The organism is Streptomyces sp. NBC_00631, assembly GCF_045206895.1.
Taxonomy (GTDB): Bacteria; Actinomycetota; Actinomycetes; order Streptomycetales; family Streptomycetaceae; genus Streptomyces.
On record NZ_CP107734.1, the window covers coordinates 553015 to 570039 of the forward strand.

Annotated in this window: 13 protein-coding genes and 1 pseudogene; 6 read left to right on the top strand and 8 right to left on the bottom strand. The window is 70.6% G+C overall.

The window, feature by feature from the left end; all coding sequences use genetic code 11:
* The first annotated feature begins 154 nt into the window (after positions 1–154).
* Together OHB00_RS02855 and OHB00_RS02860 are read left to right on the top strand one after the other, a co-directional pair.
* Positions 155–583 (top strand): ACT domain-containing protein, encoded by a 429-nt coding sequence (locus tag OHB00_RS02855; RefSeq protein WP_406430854.1) that lies wholly within the window; start codon positions 155–157, stop codon positions 581–583.
* Positions 584–795: 212 nt separating this feature from the next.
* The gene (locus OHB00_RS02860) at positions 796–1023 is read left to right on the top strand and encodes a WHG domain-containing protein (protein WP_406430856.1); all 228 of its coding nucleotides are present in this window, start codon (positions 796–798) and stop codon (positions 1021–1023) included.
* Between the two features lie 693 nt (positions 1024–1716).
* Here OHB00_RS02860 and OHB00_RS02865 read toward each other — a convergent pair.
* The 3 genes and pseudogenes from OHB00_RS02865 to OHB00_RS02875 form a co-directional block, all read right to left on the bottom strand.
* Positions 1717–2247, bottom strand: a complete 531-nt coding sequence (locus tag OHB00_RS02865; protein WP_406446360.1) for a hypothetical protein — start codon at positions 2245–2247, stop codon at positions 1717–1719.
* A gap of 225 nt (positions 2248–2472) precedes the next feature.
* Positions 2473–2788: pseudogene (locus tag OHB00_RS02870) on the bottom strand (hypothetical protein); the annotation flags it as partial.
* A gap of 116 nt (positions 2789–2904) precedes the next feature.
* Entirely contained in the window at positions 2905–3057 is a 153-nt protein-coding gene (locus OHB00_RS02875) for a hypothetical protein (RefSeq protein ID WP_406430858.1), read from the bottom strand.
* Positions 3058–3128: 71 nt separating this feature from the next.
* On the opposite strand from OHB00_RS02875, the gene OHB00_RS02880 reads away from it, so the two are divergent.
* On the top strand, positions 3129–4493 hold the full coding sequence (locus tag OHB00_RS02880; protein ID WP_406430860.1) for a glutamate decarboxylase: 1365 nt from the start codon (positions 3129–3131) through the stop codon (positions 4491–4493).
* A gap of 74 nt (positions 4494–4567) precedes the next feature.
* Here OHB00_RS02880 and OHB00_RS02885 read toward each other — a convergent pair whose 3' ends face one another.
* From OHB00_RS02885 to OHB00_RS02895, 3 genes are all read right to left on the bottom strand, one after another.
* Positions 4568–8842 carry a discoidin domain-containing protein gene (locus OHB00_RS02885; protein ID WP_406430862.1) on the bottom strand — a complete coding sequence of 1425 codons (4275 nt, stop codon included), beginning with the start codon at positions 8840–8842 and terminating at the stop codon, positions 4568–4570.
* Between the two features lie 405 nt (positions 8843–9247).
* Positions 9248–9457, bottom strand: coding sequence for a DUF4177 domain-containing protein (locus tag OHB00_RS02890; RefSeq protein WP_406430864.1), 210 nt, complete (start codon positions 9455–9457; stop codon positions 9248–9250).
* A 109-nt stretch (positions 9458–9566) separates the two neighbouring features.
* Positions 9567–10076 carry a DUF1203 domain-containing protein gene (locus OHB00_RS02895; protein WP_406430866.1) on the bottom strand — a complete coding sequence of 170 codons (510 nt, stop codon included), beginning with the start codon at positions 10074–10076 and terminating at the stop codon, positions 9567–9569.
* 442 nt (positions 10077–10518) lie between these two features.
* Between OHB00_RS02895 and OHB00_RS02900 the strand changes: the two genes are divergently transcribed.
* Positions 10519–12651, top strand: a complete 2133-nt coding sequence (locus OHB00_RS02900; protein ID WP_406430868.1) for a SpoIIE family protein phosphatase — start codon at positions 10519–10521, stop codon at positions 12649–12651.
* A 33-nt stretch (positions 12652–12684) separates the two neighbouring features.
* On the opposite strand, the gene OHB00_RS02905 is transcribed toward OHB00_RS02900, so the two are convergent.
* A complete protein-coding gene (locus OHB00_RS02905) occupies positions 12685–13869 on the bottom strand; it encodes a type III polyketide synthase (RefSeq protein WP_406430869.1) in 1185 nt (394 codons plus the stop codon).
* A 690-nt stretch (positions 13870–14559) separates the two neighbouring features.
* On the opposite strand from OHB00_RS02905, the gene OHB00_RS02910 reads away from it, so the two are divergent.
* Both OHB00_RS02910 and OHB00_RS02915 read left to right on the top strand, forming a co-directional pair.
* Positions 14560–14979 carry a DUF485 domain-containing protein gene (locus OHB00_RS02910; protein ID WP_406430871.1) on the top strand — a complete coding sequence of 140 codons (420 nt, stop codon included), beginning with the start codon at positions 14560–14562 and terminating at the stop codon, positions 14977–14979.
* Positions 14976–16592, top strand: a complete 1617-nt coding sequence (locus tag OHB00_RS02915; RefSeq protein WP_406430873.1) for a cation acetate symporter — start codon at positions 14976–14978, stop codon at positions 16590–16592. The genes OHB00_RS02910 and OHB00_RS02915 overlap by 4 nt, the downstream gene beginning before the upstream one ends.
* Before the next feature lie 47 nt (positions 16593–16639).
* On the opposite strand, the gene OHB00_RS02920 is transcribed toward OHB00_RS02915, so the two are convergent.
* A complete protein-coding gene (locus tag OHB00_RS02920) occupies positions 16640–16846 on the bottom strand; it encodes a hypothetical protein (RefSeq protein ID WP_406430875.1) in 207 nt (68 codons plus the stop codon).
* Between the last annotated feature and the right edge of the window lie 179 nt (positions 16847–17025).

Consider the following 17025-nt stretch of genomic DNA (forward strand, 5'->3'; position numbering starts at 1 on the left):
GATCGTTGCCCTGGACCAGCATTCCTGGGGCTTGCTCCTCCTCGAGGGAGTCTGGGCTGCCGTGTCCGCAGCCGCCCTGGTGCCCACTTTCAGGAGCGGGGAGTGATCTCACCCCCGGCTCCTCCCACCCTCATTTCATGACAGGAGTAGGGAGTTGGCTGGAGAAACCCATCTGTCAGCGCTGCTCAGCGGTATGCGCCCAGAACTTCACGCTGGTGGGTACGTGTTCGTCTCGATCCCCGGTGCGGCGATTCCCGCAGGAGTAGCCCCAGTTGTGACGGTCGCGGAGGAAGAAGGACTCACTCTCGTCCTGCGCAAGGAGGACGCCGACAGGCTGGGACTGGGATACGAGTACGTGGCCGGCTGGATCACGCTGCGGGTGCATTCGTCCCTGGAAGCCGTCGGTTTGACCGCTGCCGTCTCCGAGGTACTGACCCGAGCGGGGCTCAGCTGCAATGTCGTGGCCGGCTTCTACCATGACCACTTGTTCGTCCCGCATGACAGCGCCGCCTTGGCGGTCAGGCTGCTCGAAGACCTCGCTCGCGAGTCGCACGCTGGCCCCGGGCGCCCGGCCGCCGGGTGAGTCGAAGTACGGACAAGATCAGAATGGGCCGGAGGCCGACGCTGACCCGCGCCGGCCTCCGGTGTCGGCCGGTGCCGGTTTCCTCGGCCGCCCTTGCCGGGGTACACCGCCCCGCCCGACACACTGGCCAGCGCACGAGCCGTGCTCGGGCCGTTCCTGCCGACCTTCGACGCAGCCGAGCCGTCCCCCGCGGTACAGCCGTAGTGGAACAGATGCAGACATGGGCCGCCACGGACCCGGCAGTCACCGAATGGGTGCACAAGCAGACGGCGGCCGGAGCCGAGGGCGCCGCCCTGGCCAGGGCCGTACTCGCCTGGGCACACAGGCACGGAGCGATCAGCCTGGAAGTCTCCGGCCAGTTCGACGGCATGGGCCACGACGGCGGCACAATGCTCACCGCGCAGATCAACGCGCTCGCGGATGCATTCGCTCTCGACTGAGAACCGGAGGCAGGACTCGTTCTGCCGGCACAGTGACATCGGGGCGTCAGGGATGAGATCCAGGCGCGAAACGCGGAGGCCTTCCGTGCCCGTCACAGGCCCGCAACCGGCGCGGCTCCCATGAAGCTGTGCTGGATCAGCGGCCATCCGCGGTGCGCCGACTGCAGCGCACTGTCGCCGCCTTGTCGGGCCGGAACCGCAGCGAACTCTCCCCGTAGCGCCCCGGCGGACCGCGCTGCGCTGGAAGAAGTCCTACGACTCACAGAAGCGTGTCGTCATCACCGACGAGTTCCAGGGCCAGGCCCTGGCGGAGCTCTCAGCGACCGCGAAGCCGCGCGTGCTGGGGGTCAAGTACCGGATGGCCGACTCCCGTTGACCACCGGAGAGCGTCCGGTCGGGAAGCCGGCCGTAGCGCTCGGGAGCCGTGGCGTTGACTGCACGCCCGTGGAGGTGGGCGCGGAATCGACGGGGTGAGCAGCCCGTCTCCGCGACGACGAGTTCGGGGCTGAGCGTGGGACACGGATGCGGCTGGTGACCGCTTCGGCTTGCGTGCGGTCGTTGCGGGTGCCGGCAGTGAACGGGCGGCTGAGCGGTCGTCCGCCATCGATCAGCAGCGGTCCGATCGGGCACCGGGACGCGCTTCCCCCTTCGTGGCGCGCCCCGGCCCCTGGCGACGGTTGGACCGGACGGGTCCTACCACCAGTTGGTGCAGACGTAACCGGACTCGCCGGTGAAGTCACCGCACGCGCGGAACCGCCACAAACTGCTGCCGCTGGTGTTCTTGGCGGCGCTGGTCTTCGACGCGCCGTTCGAGCCGACGGTGAAGGGTCCGCACTGCAGCCAGGTCGAGCCGCCGTCCTGAGTCCGGTCCATCCACACGCGGTCGCCCGGGAAAGTCCCGCCGTCGATCTTCGCCCAGCCGCGCTGGGCACCGCTGACGGTGCCGTACTCCAGGGTGATCCGGACGTGACCGGTCTGGCCGTAGCGTTTGTAGCTGCCGGCCGGCCCCGGGATGGTGCCCGAGAGGCTATCGGATATGTCGACGAAGCCGTTGGCGCCACCCTCGCACTGAGCCGCGCTGGCCGGGGTCACCTGGGCGCTGCCGGTGACCGCCTGGGCCGACGGCATCGACAACGCCGCCGTGCCTGCCGCGACGAACGCCGCGACCACCATCGCCGACCTGATCGTCTGCCGGTTTCGATGCCCGAGAGGTGCTGTTTTCATGGTGCCGCTCCTCTTCCCTCTGCGCGCGGGGCCGGACGCCCTTGCGACGACGCGTCGTGTCTTCGCGTCTGTGGTGGTCCCAGCTCACCGCCCAGGCGGCTGGTGCACAGGCCGGAGGGCGGGTGTCGGCGCCTTCTGTCGGCCGGCTAGAAGAGCCCGGCGTACATGTGCTGTGTGAGGTCGTCGAGGATCTCGCGCAGCCAGGGAGTGCGGACGGCTGGTAGCAGCCTGCCTTCTCCGGGATCAGTACGGTGCCGCGGGCGTCCCCGGGGGCGATGACGATCGCTCCGGGCGCGCCGTCGGACAGGGCGTTGACCGGCGCGTAGATGCCGCGGGCGGCCGCCTCGTCCGGGTCGATCTCCGCTCCCGTCCGCCACGGCGGCCCCCAGGGCTCCGGGTCCACGGCGAACGTGCCCGACTCCATGAGCACCGGGAGCTGAATCCCGTTGCCGTACTTCTGATGGGCGTGGGCCGGCAGGGCGACCTGGGAGAGGGGGCCCGTGAGTCTGGCGCCGCACCCCGCACACACGAAAACGAACAAATGTCCTCCGTTGGGAAACAGGGGCATCGTCGCAGCTCGGCGGAGGACGGCCAACGTGTTTTCGACCGCCGCCGAGCCCGGGCGCCGGGCGGTGGCAACAGCGCGGCACCGCTGGGTCAGGTTGCGGCGCGTTCCACCGGCGGCATGTGGCCGTTGGTGCGCTTCGGCACCGATGTGGCCTCCCCAACCCCACGCGCCTGTATACGCAAGGGAAAATTCAGTTCATCGGTGCGCAAACCGGTCGCTGGATCGGTGTAATCGGCACGCACGCCGCACCCCGTGGCGATCTAGCGTCAGGAGCGTACGGAGGCCACACGGACCAGAAAGCACCGAGGCACACATGCCCATCCCGGATACCGACGTCATCACCGCGACCGCGTTCGACACCCTCACCCCGCCCGCCGCCACCGATCAGATCCTTCTCGTCGACGAACTGCCACGGTCGGCATCCGCACCGGACGTGGTACTGCGGCGGGTACGCGACGAGCTCACGCTCGACGGCAACGCGCAGCTCAACCTCGCCACCTTCGTGACCACCTGGATGGAACCGCAGGCGCGGCAGCTGATGGCCGACACCGCCGAGAAGAACCTCGCGGACCGCGCCGAGTACCCGCAGATCACCGCCATGGAAGAACGCTGCGTGCGGATGCTCGCCCGGCTGTGGCACGCACCGCACCCGGAGCGGGTCCGCGGCTGCTCCACCACCGGCTCCAGCGAGGCGGCGATGCTCGGCGGGCTCGCGCTCAAGCGCCGCTGGCAGCAGCGTCGGCGCGCGCAGGGCAAGGACACCGGCCGCCCCAACCTGGTGATGGGCGCCAACGTCCAGGTGTGCTGGAAGAAGTTCGCCAACTACTTCGAGGTCGAGCCGCGTTACGTGCCGATGGAGCCTGGCCGCTATCACCTCACCCCCGACACCCTGACCGCCTACTGCGACGACAACACCATCGGCGTCGTCACCGTCCTCGGCTCCACCTACGACGGCTCCTACGAACCCGTCGCCGACATCTGCATGGCCCTGGACGGCTATCAGGCGGCCACCGGCACGGACATTCCCGTGCACGTCGACGGCGCCTCCGGCGCGCTGGTGGCGCCGTTCCTGGACCCGGCTCTGATGTGGGACTTCCAGCTCGAACGGGTCGCCTCCATCAACACCTCGGGGCACAAGTACGGGCACGTCTTCCCCGGCCTCGGCTGGGCCCTGTGGCGCGACACCGCGGCCCTTCCGGACGAGCTGGTCTTCGAGATCGACTACCTCGGCGGCCGCTCCCCCAGCTTCACCCTCAACTTCTCCCGCCCCGGCGCCCATGTCGTCGCGCAGTACTACAGCTTCCTGCGGTACGGCTTCGAGGGGCTGCGCGACCTCGCGGTCCAGAGCCGTACGACGGCCCGGGACCTGGCCGCCCGCATCCGGGCCATCGCGCCCTGGGAACTGGTCACCGACGGGTCCGAACTCCCCGCCCTCGCCTTCCGGCTCGCGCCCGGCGCTCAGGGGTTCACCGTCTTCGACGTCTCGCACGCCATGCGCGCACGCGGCTGGCACCTGCCCGCCTACACCTTCCCGGCCCCCTGCGAGGACATCTCCGTCCTGCGCCTCGTCGTCCGGACCGGATTCACCACCGACCTCGCGGGCCGGTTCATCGCCGACCTGACGGAAGTCACCCGCCGACTCAGGCCCGGCGTCTCCATGCCCGCTCCCATGCGGTGACGGCGAGGGATCGGTGACAGGACGGGGCCGACCCTGTGGTGGCCGACCCCGTGCCCTTCATCGTCGTGCGGGACCTACTCGACGTTGATCTTGAATGTGCTGGTCGTGTTCCGGATGTCCTGGGCGTTGCCGCTCATGCGCAGGTTGCGGAAGGTGGCTTCGCCGACCGCGGGGCCCTGGCCGGGTTCCGGGAGTTCGTTGGCCCAGATGCCGAAGCCGGACTTGGCGTCGAAGGTGTCTCCGCTCTTCTTGCTGTCGGTGATGGAGATGTCGGTGAAGATCGTGTCCTTGACCGGGAACTGGGGCTGGCCGCCGACGTAGTTGGTCTGGAACATGACGCCTCCGTAGGTGGAGTCGTCGATGTCGACGTCGTTGACCCTGATGCCCTGGAAGACCTTCGAGGCGGAGAACGCCCAGATGGCGGGGAAGACCTGGGAGCCCCAGAAATGGCCGCCGGTCCGGTCCAGCGAGACGTTCTCGATCGTGGTGGGATCGGTGCCGAAGCCGTTCATCGGGTAGCCGAAGTCCAGCGAGGAGATGGTGATGCCGGAGTAGACGAGGGTGTCGGCGACGCGGATGTTGCGGAAGGTGTTGTCGTAGCCGCCGTAGACGGCGATGCCGGCCGCTCGCCAGGTGAGGGTGGACGTCAGGTTCTCGTAGAGGTTGTTCTTCTCGTCGGCGCCGCCGGCGTCGATGGCCGAGAAGAGGGCGAAGCTGTCGTCGCCCGTGGCGCGGGCGTCGTTGTTGACGACGTGGTTGTCCGTGGAGCCGTTCGTCATGTTGATGCCGTCGGCGAACGTGTCACGGATGCGGGAGTTCTCGATGGTCATGTTGTCGGTGTTGGCGCCCCAGTAGAGGCACACCATGTGCTCGGCCCAGATGTTGTCGATGGTGATGTCCGAGACGTTGGAGAAGTCGAACACCTTGCCCGGACCGTCGATCCTGGATGTGTAGTTGCCGAAGTAGGCGAAGCCGGCGAAGGTCGAGCCATTGGCCGTGGCCTCGGCGCGGAAGCCGACGTCGGTGTTCTCCTGGGAGGCGGGTGCGTGGAAGCGGGTGAACCACGGGCCCGCTCCGACCACCTTGACCGCCTTGCCGTAGACCTGGAACTTGCTGGAGGTGTCGTAGTCACCGGCGGGCAGGTAGACGCCGACGAGCTTGCCCGTGGTGTCCATGCGGACCTTGTCGAGCGCGTTCTGCACGTCCTGCTGGGTGAAGCCGGCCGGGACCGTGTAGGCGGCCGGGTCGGGGTTGGGGTTCGCCGTCGCCTGTTCGGTGTTGATGAAGTCGATGGCGTAGTAGCCGGCGGTGTTGGCCGCGTCCTTCTGGAGGCGGATCTTCGAGCCGGCCGGGACGGTCCTGCCGAGCAGCAGGTTCGCCTCGTCGTAGATGTGGCGCGGGGCGCCGGAGCCGGGCGAGTTGCCGGGTGCGGTCTCGCTGCCGTAGAGCCAGGCGTACTTCGAGGTGAGGTCGATCGCCTTGAGGAACTGGCCGTCCACGTAGACGTCGAGGGTGGCGTCGGTGCCGTCCGGGATGGCGAAGCGGGTGACCAGGGTGTTGGTCGCGGCGCGGGTGGTCCACTCGACGTACTCGCCGGTGGCGTCGAGGGTCACCGCCTTGCGGCCGCTCGCCTCGCCGGCGAAGTCGCCGATGGTCCGGTTCGGTCCGACGATCTTGGCGCCGCCGCCGACGGTGCCGTCCTCGGCCTCGTACATGTCGTACGGCATGTCGGCGCCGCGGCCGACGAACAGGGGCTGGGTGGTGGTGTTGTTGGTGCGCTTGACCGGTAGTTCGGCGGCGTCGTCGGCGATGACCGTCCTGACGGTGTACTTGCCGTTGGCGGCCGTCCAGGAGCCGAGGCTGATCGGTGCGGTCGTCCGGCCGGAGGCGATGGTGCCGTTGTAGGAGCCGGTGAGGGTCTTCACGGTGGCGCCGCTGGCGTCCTGGATCGTCAGGGTCACACCGTGGGCGCCGGGGGCGGAGTCCACCGTTCCCTGGTTCTTGAGGGCGACGGTGAAGGCGACGTCGTCGCCGGCCGAGGCGCTGGCGGGCGTCCAGGCGACGGGTGCGGCGACCAGGTCGGAGCTGGAGACGGGCTTGACGACGAGGGCGTCGGAGCGGGTGAAGGTGTTGTTGCCCTCGTTCTGCTCGATGACCTTGTTCGACGGGTCCGCCTCGGCGCCGACCGGGTAGCTGCCCGCGTCCCGGGTGCCGATGCTCGCGGTGACCGTCGTCGAGTCGCCGGCCGCGAGCGCCGGGACGTCGGCCGTTGCGGCCTTGGTGCCGCCGAGGGTGAAGTTCAGGTCGGTGGCCTTGGACGCCTTGCTGCCGCTGTTGGTGACGGTCGCCGAGAGACTGATGGTGTCCGACTCGACGGGGGCGGCGGGGGTGTTGGTGATGCCGGTGACCTTGAGGTCCGGGTTGGCCGCCGGGATGCCGATCACCTGGAGCTCGCCGACCTGTCCGCCGGGGGCGCCGGTGTTGGAGGCGAACTTGAGCTGGATGTCGGCGGCGGTACCGGAGACCGGGATGGTCACGGTGTTGCCGGTGGCCGGGTCGAACGTGTAGTCCTTCGCCGCGACGAGGCTGGTGAAGGACGTCGCGTCCTGGTCGCGGCCGAGTACCTGGATGTTCTGGGTGCGCGTGGACCAGGCCGGGTCCGGGTTGAGTTCGACGACGACCTGGCTGAGGTCGGCGTTCGCGCCCAGCTTGGTGGTGAGGGTGGCCGGGTAGGCGCCGCCCGCGCTCTCCCAATAGGTGCCGATCTGGCCGTCGTCGGCGTTCGCGGCGACGTAGGTGAAGGTGTACGAGGAGGCCTCGATGGGCTTGCCCTGGGCCAGGTCGGAGCCGGAGCCGGAGCCGGGCCGGGTGACGCCGTTGCTCGCCACCGACACGTTCCCGGCGGCGTCCTTCGCCTTCACGTAGTAGGTGACCGTGGCCGTCGCCGACGGGGTGTCGGTGTACGTCGTCACGTCGCCTGCCACGGACTTGACGAGCTGGTCGTTGGCGTAGACGTCGTAGCCGGTGACCTGGACGTTGTCGCTCGACGCCTGCCAGGTGAGCTTCACGTCGCCGCCGGACTGTGTGTAGGCGAGGTTGCCCGGGGCGGTGGGAGCCTGGGTGTCGCCGCTCGCGCCCTTGCGGGTGACGCTGTTGCTGTTGGCGGAGACGTTGCCCGCGGCGTCCTTGGCCCGTACGAAGTAGGTGATGTCGGTGCCGACCGGCTGGGTGTCGGTGTAGGTCAGGACGTTCCCGGCGACGCTCGCCCGCAACTGGCCGTCGGCGTAGATGTCGTAGCCGGTCACGGCCGTGTCGTCGGTGGCCGCGTGCCAGGTCAGCTTGATCTGCCCGGTGGCCGGCTCGGTGTAGCCCAGGCCGGACGGCGCGGTGGGCGCCTGGGTGTCGCCGGTCGCCGGTCCGTAGACCTCCAGCTCGGACGCCTGACCGGCGGGCCAGCCGTCGTTGGCGGTGAACAGCGCCCGCACGTACCGCGTCGTGGTCGCGTCGAAGGCGATGGTCGTCGACTGGTCGTCGGAGCTGTCGAAGGTGTAGGCCTTCGAGGCCGTCAGGTCGGTGAAGTTCTTGTCGTCCGTGGAGCCCTGGATCTTGAGTGTCTGACTGCGGCTCGGCCAGCCGCTGGGCAGCCGCAGCGTCACCTGGTTCACCTGGACCGACGAGCCCAGATCGACCTGGAGCCACTGCGGGAAGGAGTTGTTGGTGCTCTCCCAGTAGGTGTTGCGGTTGCCGTCGCCGGCGTTGGCCGCGCCGTAGACGTCGGCATGCCCGCTCTCGCTGAAGGGTCTGCCCAGGGCGAGGTCGGGGGTCGTGACGGCGGTTGTGAGGACCTGCAGTTCGGCGAGCTGGGCGGTGCCGCCGACCGAGTTGGCGCTGAAGTCGGCGCGGACGTACCGGGCGAGGGTCGCGGGGAAGGCGACCTTCACGGTGTTGTCGTTGCCGGGGCTGAAGACGTACTGCGCGGGCGACTTGAGCGTGGCGAAGCTCTTGCCGTCGGCACTGCCCAGGAGCGCCAGCGTCTGTCTGCGGGTCTGCCAGTGCTCGGGCAGCCGCAGCACGACCTCTCGGACGCGCCTGGTCCGTCCCAGGTCGGTCTGGACCCACTGGGCCGACTTCTTTCCGGCCTGCCAGTAGGTGTCGGTGTCGCCGTCGGTGACGTCGGGGGCCGCGTGGGCGGTGCGGGCGCTGCCCGCGGTGGTCGCGGCGTCGGCGGCGGCGTTGGGGCCGCCGGCCGCGTGTGCGGCGGTGGCGGGCAGGCCCAGAACCATTACGGCGGAGGCGAGCACAGCGGTCGCTGCGCGGCGTCTCCAGGATCTCGGCGTGTGTCGAGTCATGCGGGTCGCTTCCTGCGGAGGCTCGCGCGCCGGAGGGGCGGCGAGGGCGGCTCGTTCCTGACGGAGTGGTGCAGAAAGGTGCGGTGCTCGAGAATTTGCAGTGATTCATCGAAATATTGCAGATAGCTGCGAGCCCGTCCACCGTCAGGACGACACAAATTTCACCGGAAGAACTCACGCTGCAGCGAGATCAGCACACAGGGGCAACCGACGGGACGACGTGGCACAACGGCAGGCTCAGCGCCTCACCCTGCAAGGGAACGCAAAATACGCAACTTCTTGCGTGTTTCTGCGTAGCCCGTGACGCAGGAAAGTGACTGGCACGAGTCAGGCGGGACACGACAACGCCCCCGGACCGCGGCGGCGGGTCGGGGGGCGTTCGGTCTGCTGGTGGTGGGGCTGGGGTCAGCCGCGCGGACGCTCGAAGGTCAGGAGCAGACCCTCGACGGCTCCGGGGCCTATGCGACCCTTGACGTCGGCGGAGGTGATGGCCTTGAGGGCCCAGCCGTCCTCGGCGTGCTTGTTGAGGACCTTCTCCAGCTTGTCGCTGTCCAGCGCGTCGCCGATCAGCGACTCCCGGAAACTGACGACCTTGTATTCGTAGGCACTGCTCATGACTGCGGGGTCCTCCTGCCGGCGGAGCCGGGTCGGGGTGTGGGATTGGCCAGGGCCAGACAATCACCCCCGGGTGCGGTGGCGCACCGCGGGCCTCTGTTTTTCTCGTTCAGGGGCGGTCCACCCGGAACTGGTAGCAGCCGTATTCGACGGCGCGCACGTGTACTTGGGCGGTCTCCGGGTCGGCGAAGGCCGCGGCCAGCGCGTCGACGAAGGCCGCCTGGGCGTCGTCGGGAAGCGCCAGCATGCGACCGCCCGCGATGTGCCCTCGGCTGTCGTAGCGGCGCAGGACGCGCAGGGCGCCGGGGCGCGCCCACGGGTAGCGGCCGAGGTTCTCGTCGGCCGGGCCGCCGCAGTCATCGGCGTGGACGAAGATCGGCCCCTGCTCGTCGTAGGCCCCGGGGTCGGCGTCGGTCCGGGCCGCCCAGCGGCGCAACGGGGCATAGGAGATCAGGGCGATCCGTTCTCCGGCGGTACTGGATCGCAGGCAGCAGCGCAGTGGCGCACCGCCTTCGTCGTCGCGGTACGGGCGGGGCGGATTCCCGGCGTCGTCACGGACCCGGAGTTCCTTGAGAGTGGCGGCGGGGATGGCAAGGGGAGGGAAAGAGGAAGTGGTCATGCCGTTCAGCGTGGCGCGGGACGGCCCGGGTCGCTGGCGGATATCGGACCCTGCGGTGTGCCCGGCCCGCCTGCCCGGCGGACCGTCGCCCTGAGACGCCGGCATCCGTGACGTGGAGACAGGACAGGGCACGCGGCACCGCCCAGCGCCGAGCGCGGCGCAGGGTCTCGGCGTCCGGGCTCGGCCGGTAGGTCTCGGGGAAGAGGACGGCGGGACCGTCCGGCAGCAGGATCCGGGCGGCCGCGAGATCGAAGGCCGGGCCACCAGACCTGGTAGCGCCGACGCGACCAGCGGTTTGTGTGCTTTGGATCACTTTTGCCCCTTCGGTGAGCAGGGTATTTGTGTTACTCATGAGATGTGCGGCCGGGCTTCTCGGGCCCGACCGCATGGACTCGGGAAGATCTGCCGGTACGCGCCGGAGTCAGCGAGCTGTGTGAGCTGCATGAACCCCACACCCTCCTCTGCTTCGCCGTTCGACATGGTCAGCGGCGCCCTGGGGGATTACATCCCGAAGGGCGGAGCAACGGTGGCGGACGCGGGGGCTCCGGCGGAGGCGCCCGAAGGCGGGGAACAGATCCTCGGGGTGGTCAGTCTCGGCCGGGATCTGAGGATCGGCGGCTCCAACCTGGACGCCGCTCCGTTCGCGGGGGTGACTGCGGCGCCGGGGGCCGCCTTCGCCGATCTGCTGCCGCCCGAGGACGTCGCGACGGTCACACAGCGGCTGCGGCGCGTCCTTGAGACACGCGAGGCACATGTCGCCCGGGTCCAGCGCCTGCGGCGGGACGACGGGACGGAACTGGTGGTCTCGATGAGCATCCTGCCGGCCGCGCCGCCGCAGGACGGTCTGACGGTCTCCCTCATCGCCATGGCCAAGCGGCTGCACCTGTACGCCTCCGCCACCGCGATCGGGACGTCCCTGGACATCGGGGAGACGGCCCAGTCCCTGGCCCAGTCCCTGCTGGCCTGGGGGGACGTGGCCGCCGTCAACCTCGACTACGCGGTGTGGACGGGCGAGGCGGTCACCGAGCAGGCGCAGGAGCGCATCCGGCTGCGGCGGGCGGCCCTGGTGCCGGACCGGGCCTGGCCCGAGGGCTATCTGACCCCCGGGGACAACCTTCCCCGGGAAGCGAGCCAGCTGCTGGCCGGCGCGGTCATGCGCGACGACGTCCCGCAGGCCATCGTCATCCCCGACCGTGCGGCGATCGAGCGGGCACTCGGCGATCCGCGGCTGGTGCGCGCCCTGGTGCCCGGCGACCGGCCGGTGAGCGTCGCCTGCATACCGCTGGTGGTGGAAGGACCCGAAGGCACGCCGGGGCCCATCGTGCTGGGGGTGACGGAGGTCTGGCGGCGGCCGGAGTGCCTCTTCCGCGACGGTGAGCTGCTCGACCTGCAGGAGCTCGTGGCCAAGACCGCCCGCCACGTCGACCTGGCCCGCCAGCATCAGCGTGAGCACGCCCAGGTCCTGGCGTTGCAGCGGCGGCTGCTGCCGCGGGCCGGCAGCGACACCATCGAGGTCGCCAGTGTCTACGAGCCGACCACCCCGGACAGCGCGGGCGTCGGCGGTGACTGGGTGAACAGCTTTCCGCTGCCGGGTGACCGTACCGCGCTGGTGGTCGGGGACGTCGTGGGACATGGTCTGGGGGCCGCGGCGGCGATGGGCCAGCTGAGCATGGAGGCCCGGGCGCTGTTGTCGGCGGGACTGGGCCCCGGCGAGGTGCTGGAGCGGTTGGACGAGACGGTCACGCTCCTGGACGACACGGACGCGGGCCTGGCGGCCGGCTACAGCGCGCTGGGCTCGACGTGCTGCATCGCGGTCTACGACCCGGTCGACCACCGGTTGGTGATCTCCAACGCCGGCCACCTGCCCCCGGTCCTCGTCCGTCCCGACGGATCCGCCGAGACCGTGGCGACGCAGCCGCACCCGGCCCTGGGCGCCGAGTTCGTCGTGCGGGAACCCTTCGAGGTGCAGGAGTTCGACGCGCCACCCGGCTCGCTGCTCGTCCTCTACACCGACGGCCTGGTGGAGGATCCGGCGGCCTCGATCGACGACGGCATCGGCAGACTGACGGACGTGGTGTGCGAGGTGCACCCCTGGGAGGATCTGCAACAGGCCGCGCGTCGCGTGGTCGCCAGGCTGGCCCCGCAGGAGCCGCTGCGCGACGACGTCACCCTGCTGCTCGCCCGGCTCTCCGGCCGCCGCGGCCGGGACACCGCCACCTGGCACCTGCCGGCCCGTGCCGACACCGCCGCCCGCGCCCGCGCTCTGGCCGCTCCCCTCCTGCGCCGTTGGCACACCGGCGAGCAGGCCCGGGACAGCGCGCTGCTGGTGATCAGTGAACTGGTCGCCAACGCCGTCCGGTTCGGCACCGGGCCCGTCACGCTGCGCCTGGTGCGCGCCGGGAGCCTCCTGACCTGCGAGATCGGTGACACCGGCGACGGCCGGCCGCGGCTGCGCCGCGGTGACCCGCTCGACGACACCGGGCGGGGCCTGTACGTCGTCCACAAGCTGACGACCCGCTGGGGGGTCCGCTGGACCCACACCGGCAAAGCCGTCTGGGCGGAGCTGGAGGTGTAGCGCCGGTGCCGCGCTGACAGGGACGGCCTTCGGCTAGAGCCACTCCCCCTCGACGGCCGTGGCCGTCAGGCCGGGCGCGGCCGCGTACAGCACCGTACGGCTGCCCGACTTCTGGCCGGCGTCGTGCGCGCGGCGCAGGATGTCGAGTACGGCGGCACCGCCGCGGTTGCCCGTGGTGTAGCTGTCCCGGCTGTAGGCCAGCAGCCCCTCCGGCCAGTCGGCGGGCATCGTCTGTTCCATGTACTCCAGCACCCGTGTGCCACCGGGGTGCGCGAGCAGCAGGTCGGGATGCCAGGAGTGCCCGTCGTCCTGGTGGCGCAGCCGCAGCCACTCCCACATCGCGGTCACCGTCTCCTGCACCGCGCGTGGTCCCCTGCGGTCCATGACGAAGTGCGTGCCGTCGTCCCGGGTGTCCAGCCGGTGCAGGTCCGTGGTGCCGGGCAGGGTGTGGTGCCAGGCCGCGTCCAGTCGCAGGACCGACTCCGTGCTGGGGCGGCCTGTGACGACCACGGCGACGGCGGTGTCCGCGAACAGCAGCCGGACGATGAGCGATTCCAGTGTGTCGTCGCCGGGCTGGTAGGTGGTGCTCAGCGCTTCCGCTATCACGACGAGCACCACCCGGTCGGGGTCCGCGGCGACCAGTTCGGCCGCCAGTGCCAGCGATCGGGTGCCGGCGATGCACGCCCACTGGGTGGCCGGGAGCAGCAGTACGTCGTTGCGCAGCGGAAGGCGGTTGAGCAGGGAGAGGTCCAGCCCCGGCAGGGCCGGGGTGGTGGAGTGACTGGTGATCAGGCAGTCGACGTCGGCGGTGTCCAGTCCGGCGTTTCGAAGGGCTGCACGGGCCGCGCGCTCCCCGTACGTCTGCACGGCCGCCCACGCGGGCGCGGTGCGCTCCTGGATGGTCTGCGGCGCCGGTATCGCCTCCAGGGCGGCGATCGCGCGGTTCACCTCGTGGTCGGTGAACCCGGTGCGGGCCAGTGCGGCGCGGGCCGGGCCGGCGCCCGGAGTTCGCAGGCCCGTTCCGCTGCCGGGGGCGGCGGCCGTCTCCAGCGGCAGCATCCATCCGCGGGAGTCGATGCCCGTGCTGGCCGCGATGCCGTCGATCCGCGGCAGCCACGGCGCCTGTGGCTTCCGGCTTCTCACCTCCGCCAGGATCTCGCCGGTCTGCACGGCGTGTTCACCTTGTACGACGGCTGGAGGAGACAGATAGGCGCCCATAGCACGCATCTTTCGCAGGAAGCTCTTAAATGAGCAGAAAGCTCTTGAATGACGTGAAGTGTCCGAAACCTGCCTGATTTTGCAGAGCGGAGTCAAGACGGTGTCATCGCAATGTACTTCGCATTCGACCGCCCTTGGGCTGTCTCATGTGCCAACGGAGCCATGCCGGTTCTGTTAGGCGGTTCCGGGGCAGGGGATGCGCGGGCGCGCGGCCGAGATCGTTGTGACGCAAGCTCCTTGCGCCTTGCGGCAGTTGGACTTCGCCCCGGTCGGGCCGCCGGCCGAGACCGCCGGCGCCCATGAAGTGCGTCACAATTCCGCCGTGCACGGCCGGGCCAACCGGCGGACGGACCGGGGCTCGTGAGGTGTGCGACGGCGCACTTTTCGAAGCAATCGCGCCACCCCGCGCTCCGCCCATGCTTCATCACCCCCTGCCGGAGATCCCGACGTCAGCCCCGCGCGCCACGGACTGCATTCGGTCACTGCGGCCGCGCCTCTGGCGGACAACGCCCACGCCGGAGACCATGGCGCCCTGATCACCCGACGGCGACGCACGAGACGGCGCCCTGGACGACCGGCGCAGACGGCTTCCCCCGAACTCCCGGCCGCACGTCGTGCGGTCGCCCGAACCGCTCTCCCCGCCCGCGGCCCGTCACGGCCGACCCCGGTCCCCACCGAGGAGTTGCCGAAATGTCCTATGATGTCCACGACTTACCCTCGGGCCGGTCTCCGTACGACCGCCCGGCCCCGACCTGGTCGACCGGTCCGGAGCCGGACGGCGCCCCTCCGGCCGGCCCTCTCTCCGGCGCCCACCGCACCCTGCGTCTGCTGCGGCGGGCGTACCGCTGGCACCGGCGGGTGGCGACCGTCACCGCGCTCGGCTACTTCGCCGCCTTCCTCACCCTGACCGTCAAGGCACCTTCCCTGATGGCCCGCCCCGGCCCGGGCGGCCTGCCCACCGGGCTGCTCCTGGCGCTCGCCCAGATCCCCGTCACCTGGCTGGCGGTCCTCCTCTACGAAGCCGCCGCGCACCGCTTCGTGGATCCCCTTGCGCGCCGCGCCCGCCGTCAGATGCGCACACCCGCCCTGGACCGGGAGCAGGCGCCGTGACCGGGTTCGGCGGCTCGGCCCAGTCCTGGTCCCTGGTCGCGTTCTGCGCGGTCGTCGCCCTCACCCTGCTGCTGTGCGTGCTCACCGGCCCGGAGGCGGACGACCTCGCCGAGTTCTACACCGGTTACCGGTCCCTGTCGCCGTTGCGCAACGGGCTGGCCGTCGCCGGCGACTACATCTCCGCCGCCACCGTCCTCACGATCGGGGGGATCATCGCCCTGTGCGGCTATGACGGCATCGTCCTGGCCCTCAGCGCCCTGCTGTCCTTGCTGTTGCTGATGTTCCTGCTGGCCGAACCCCTCCACAACACGGGCCGCTACACCATGGGCGACGCGCTGGCCCGCCGCCACCCGGCCAGGTCGGTACGGGTCACCGCCTGCCTGGTCACCCTCGCCGCGCTCGTCCCGATGATGGTCGTCCAGCTCGCCGGTGTCGGTGAACTCCTGGCGTACGTTCTCGGGTTCACCGACTCCGGAATGAAGAACGGATGCGTGGCCGGGGCCGGTGTCCTCATGATCAGTTATGCGGCGCTGGGCGGGATGCCCGGCACCGCCCTGGTCCAGATCATCAAGACCGTCGCGCTGCTCGGCTCCGGCCTGGTCGTGAGCGTCCTGATCCTGCGCGCGTTCGACTGGCAGCCCCAGGCGCTGTTCCATGCCGCGGCCCGGCGGAGCGGGGCGGGCGACGCCTATCTGACCTGGGGACTGCAGTACTCCAGCAGCCCGCATCCCGCCCTGGACATGGCCAGCACCCAGTGCGCCATCGTGCTGGGCGGCGCCTGCCTGCCCCACGTCACCATGCGGATGTACACGGCGGGCACACCGCGCCAGGTCCGCCGCGCGATGTCCTGGGCGGTCTCCTCGGTGACCCTGTTCATCCTGATGCTCACGCTGATCTGCACCGGCGCGACCGCGCTGGTCGGGCACGACCGCATCGCCGCCGCCGACGCGCACGGCACGACCGCCTACCTGCTGGGCGCCCGCGCCGCGTTCGGAGCCGGTCTGTCCCGGCCGGAGAGCCTGCTCTTCGCCACCGTCACCACCGCCGTCTTCCTCACCCTCCTCGCCTCCGTCGCGAGCATGACGCTGGCCTGCGCCAACACCCTCGCCCACGACCTGACGGCGTCGCGCACCACTCCCTGGGCGCCGGCCCGGGAACTCGCCCTCGCCCGGTGCAGTGCCCTGGCCGTCGGTGTCCCCACCGTCCTGCTGGCCGTCCTCGCCCAGCGCCGCAGTCTTCAGCCCCTGGCGACGGTCTCCTTCACCCTCGGCGCCTCCGCCATCGCCCCCGCGCTCCTCTACACCCTCTTCTGGCGCCGTTACACACGCACGGCGCTGCTGGCCACCCTCGTCGTGGGCTCGCTGAGTGTGCTCGCCCTGGCCCCCGGCACCACCCTGGTCTCCGGGACCCCGCTGTCCGCCTTCCCGGGTGCCGACTTCGACTGGTTCCCGTACAACACGCCGGCGCTCGTCTCCGTGCCCGCGGGCTTTCTCGCCGGCTGGCTGACCACCGTCCTGTCCGGCCGGCGGGCCAACGACCGTGAGCGCGGCCGCTACGCGTCCCACGAGCACCACCTGCTGACCGGCCCGCCGCCGCGCCACTCGCCCCAGTAGGGCTTCGTCAGGCGCGGGGGGACGGGCATCGGGGTGGACGGCCGGACCTACCTGGCCGGGGGCGGGTCCTGCAGTCCGGCGGCCATGGACGTGGCCGCCGCGTCGAGACCCGCCACCGCGGCCTTGGGCAGTGCCCCGGCCACCTTGGTGGCGATGTCACGGGAATGGCCGGGGGTGGCCCCGCCCGCGTGGGCGGGGGCCGCGAGAGCCACGCCGGTCAGAGCGAGCGCGGCGGCAGTGATGATCCTCTTCATGCCTTGAGGAACGACCGTCTCCGCCCGCGGACACGCAGCGGCTCGCCTCGAAGAACCGCCCAGGCCCGAGTGGTGGTCGGAGGGCCCGACGGACCCACTGCACCGACTGATATGAATACCTCACCGCAGGCCAAGTCCACGCGGATGCAAGGGGGGCTCCGCTCGCAGGTGGTGGGCCG

Bases quoted from the DNA above. Each gene is read 5' to 3' on its own strand.
- OHB00_RS02865 (WP_406446360.1), bottom strand. From the start codon at position 2,247: ATGAAAACAGCACCTCTCGGGCATCGAAACCGGCAGACGATCAGGTCG.
- OHB00_RS02895 (WP_406430866.1), bottom strand. From the start codon at position 10,076: ATGACCACTTCCTCTTTCCCTCCCCTTGCCATCCCCGCCGCCACTCTC.
- OHB00_RS02910 (WP_406430871.1), top strand. From the start codon at position 14,560: ATGTCCTATGATGTCCACGACTTACCCTCGGGCCGGTCTCCGTACGAC.
- OHB00_RS02920 (WP_406430875.1), bottom strand. From the start codon at position 16,846: ATGAAGAGGATCATCACTGCCGCCGCGCTCGCTCTGACCGGCGTGGCT.
- OHB00_RS02890 (WP_406430864.1), bottom strand. From the start codon at position 9,457: ATGAGCAGTGCCTACGAATACAAGGTCGTCAGTTTCCGGGAGTCGCTG.
- OHB00_RS02885 (WP_406430862.1), bottom strand. From the start codon at position 8,842: ATGACTCGACACACGCCGAGATCCTGGAGACGCCGCGCAGCGACCGCT.
- OHB00_RS02860 (WP_406430856.1), top strand. From the start codon at position 796: ATGCAGACATGGGCCGCCACGGACCCGGCAGTCACCGAATGGGTGCAC.
- OHB00_RS02900 (WP_406430868.1), top strand. From the start codon at position 10,519: ATGAACCCCACACCCTCCTCTGCTTCGCCGTTCGACATGGTCAGCGGC.
- OHB00_RS02905 (WP_406430869.1), bottom strand. From the start codon at position 13,869: ATGGGCGCCTATCTGTCTCCTCCAGCCGTCGTACAAGGTGAACACGCC.
- OHB00_RS02880 (WP_406430860.1), top strand. From the start codon at position 3,129: ATGCCCATCCCGGATACCGACGTCATCACCGCGACCGCGTTCGACACC.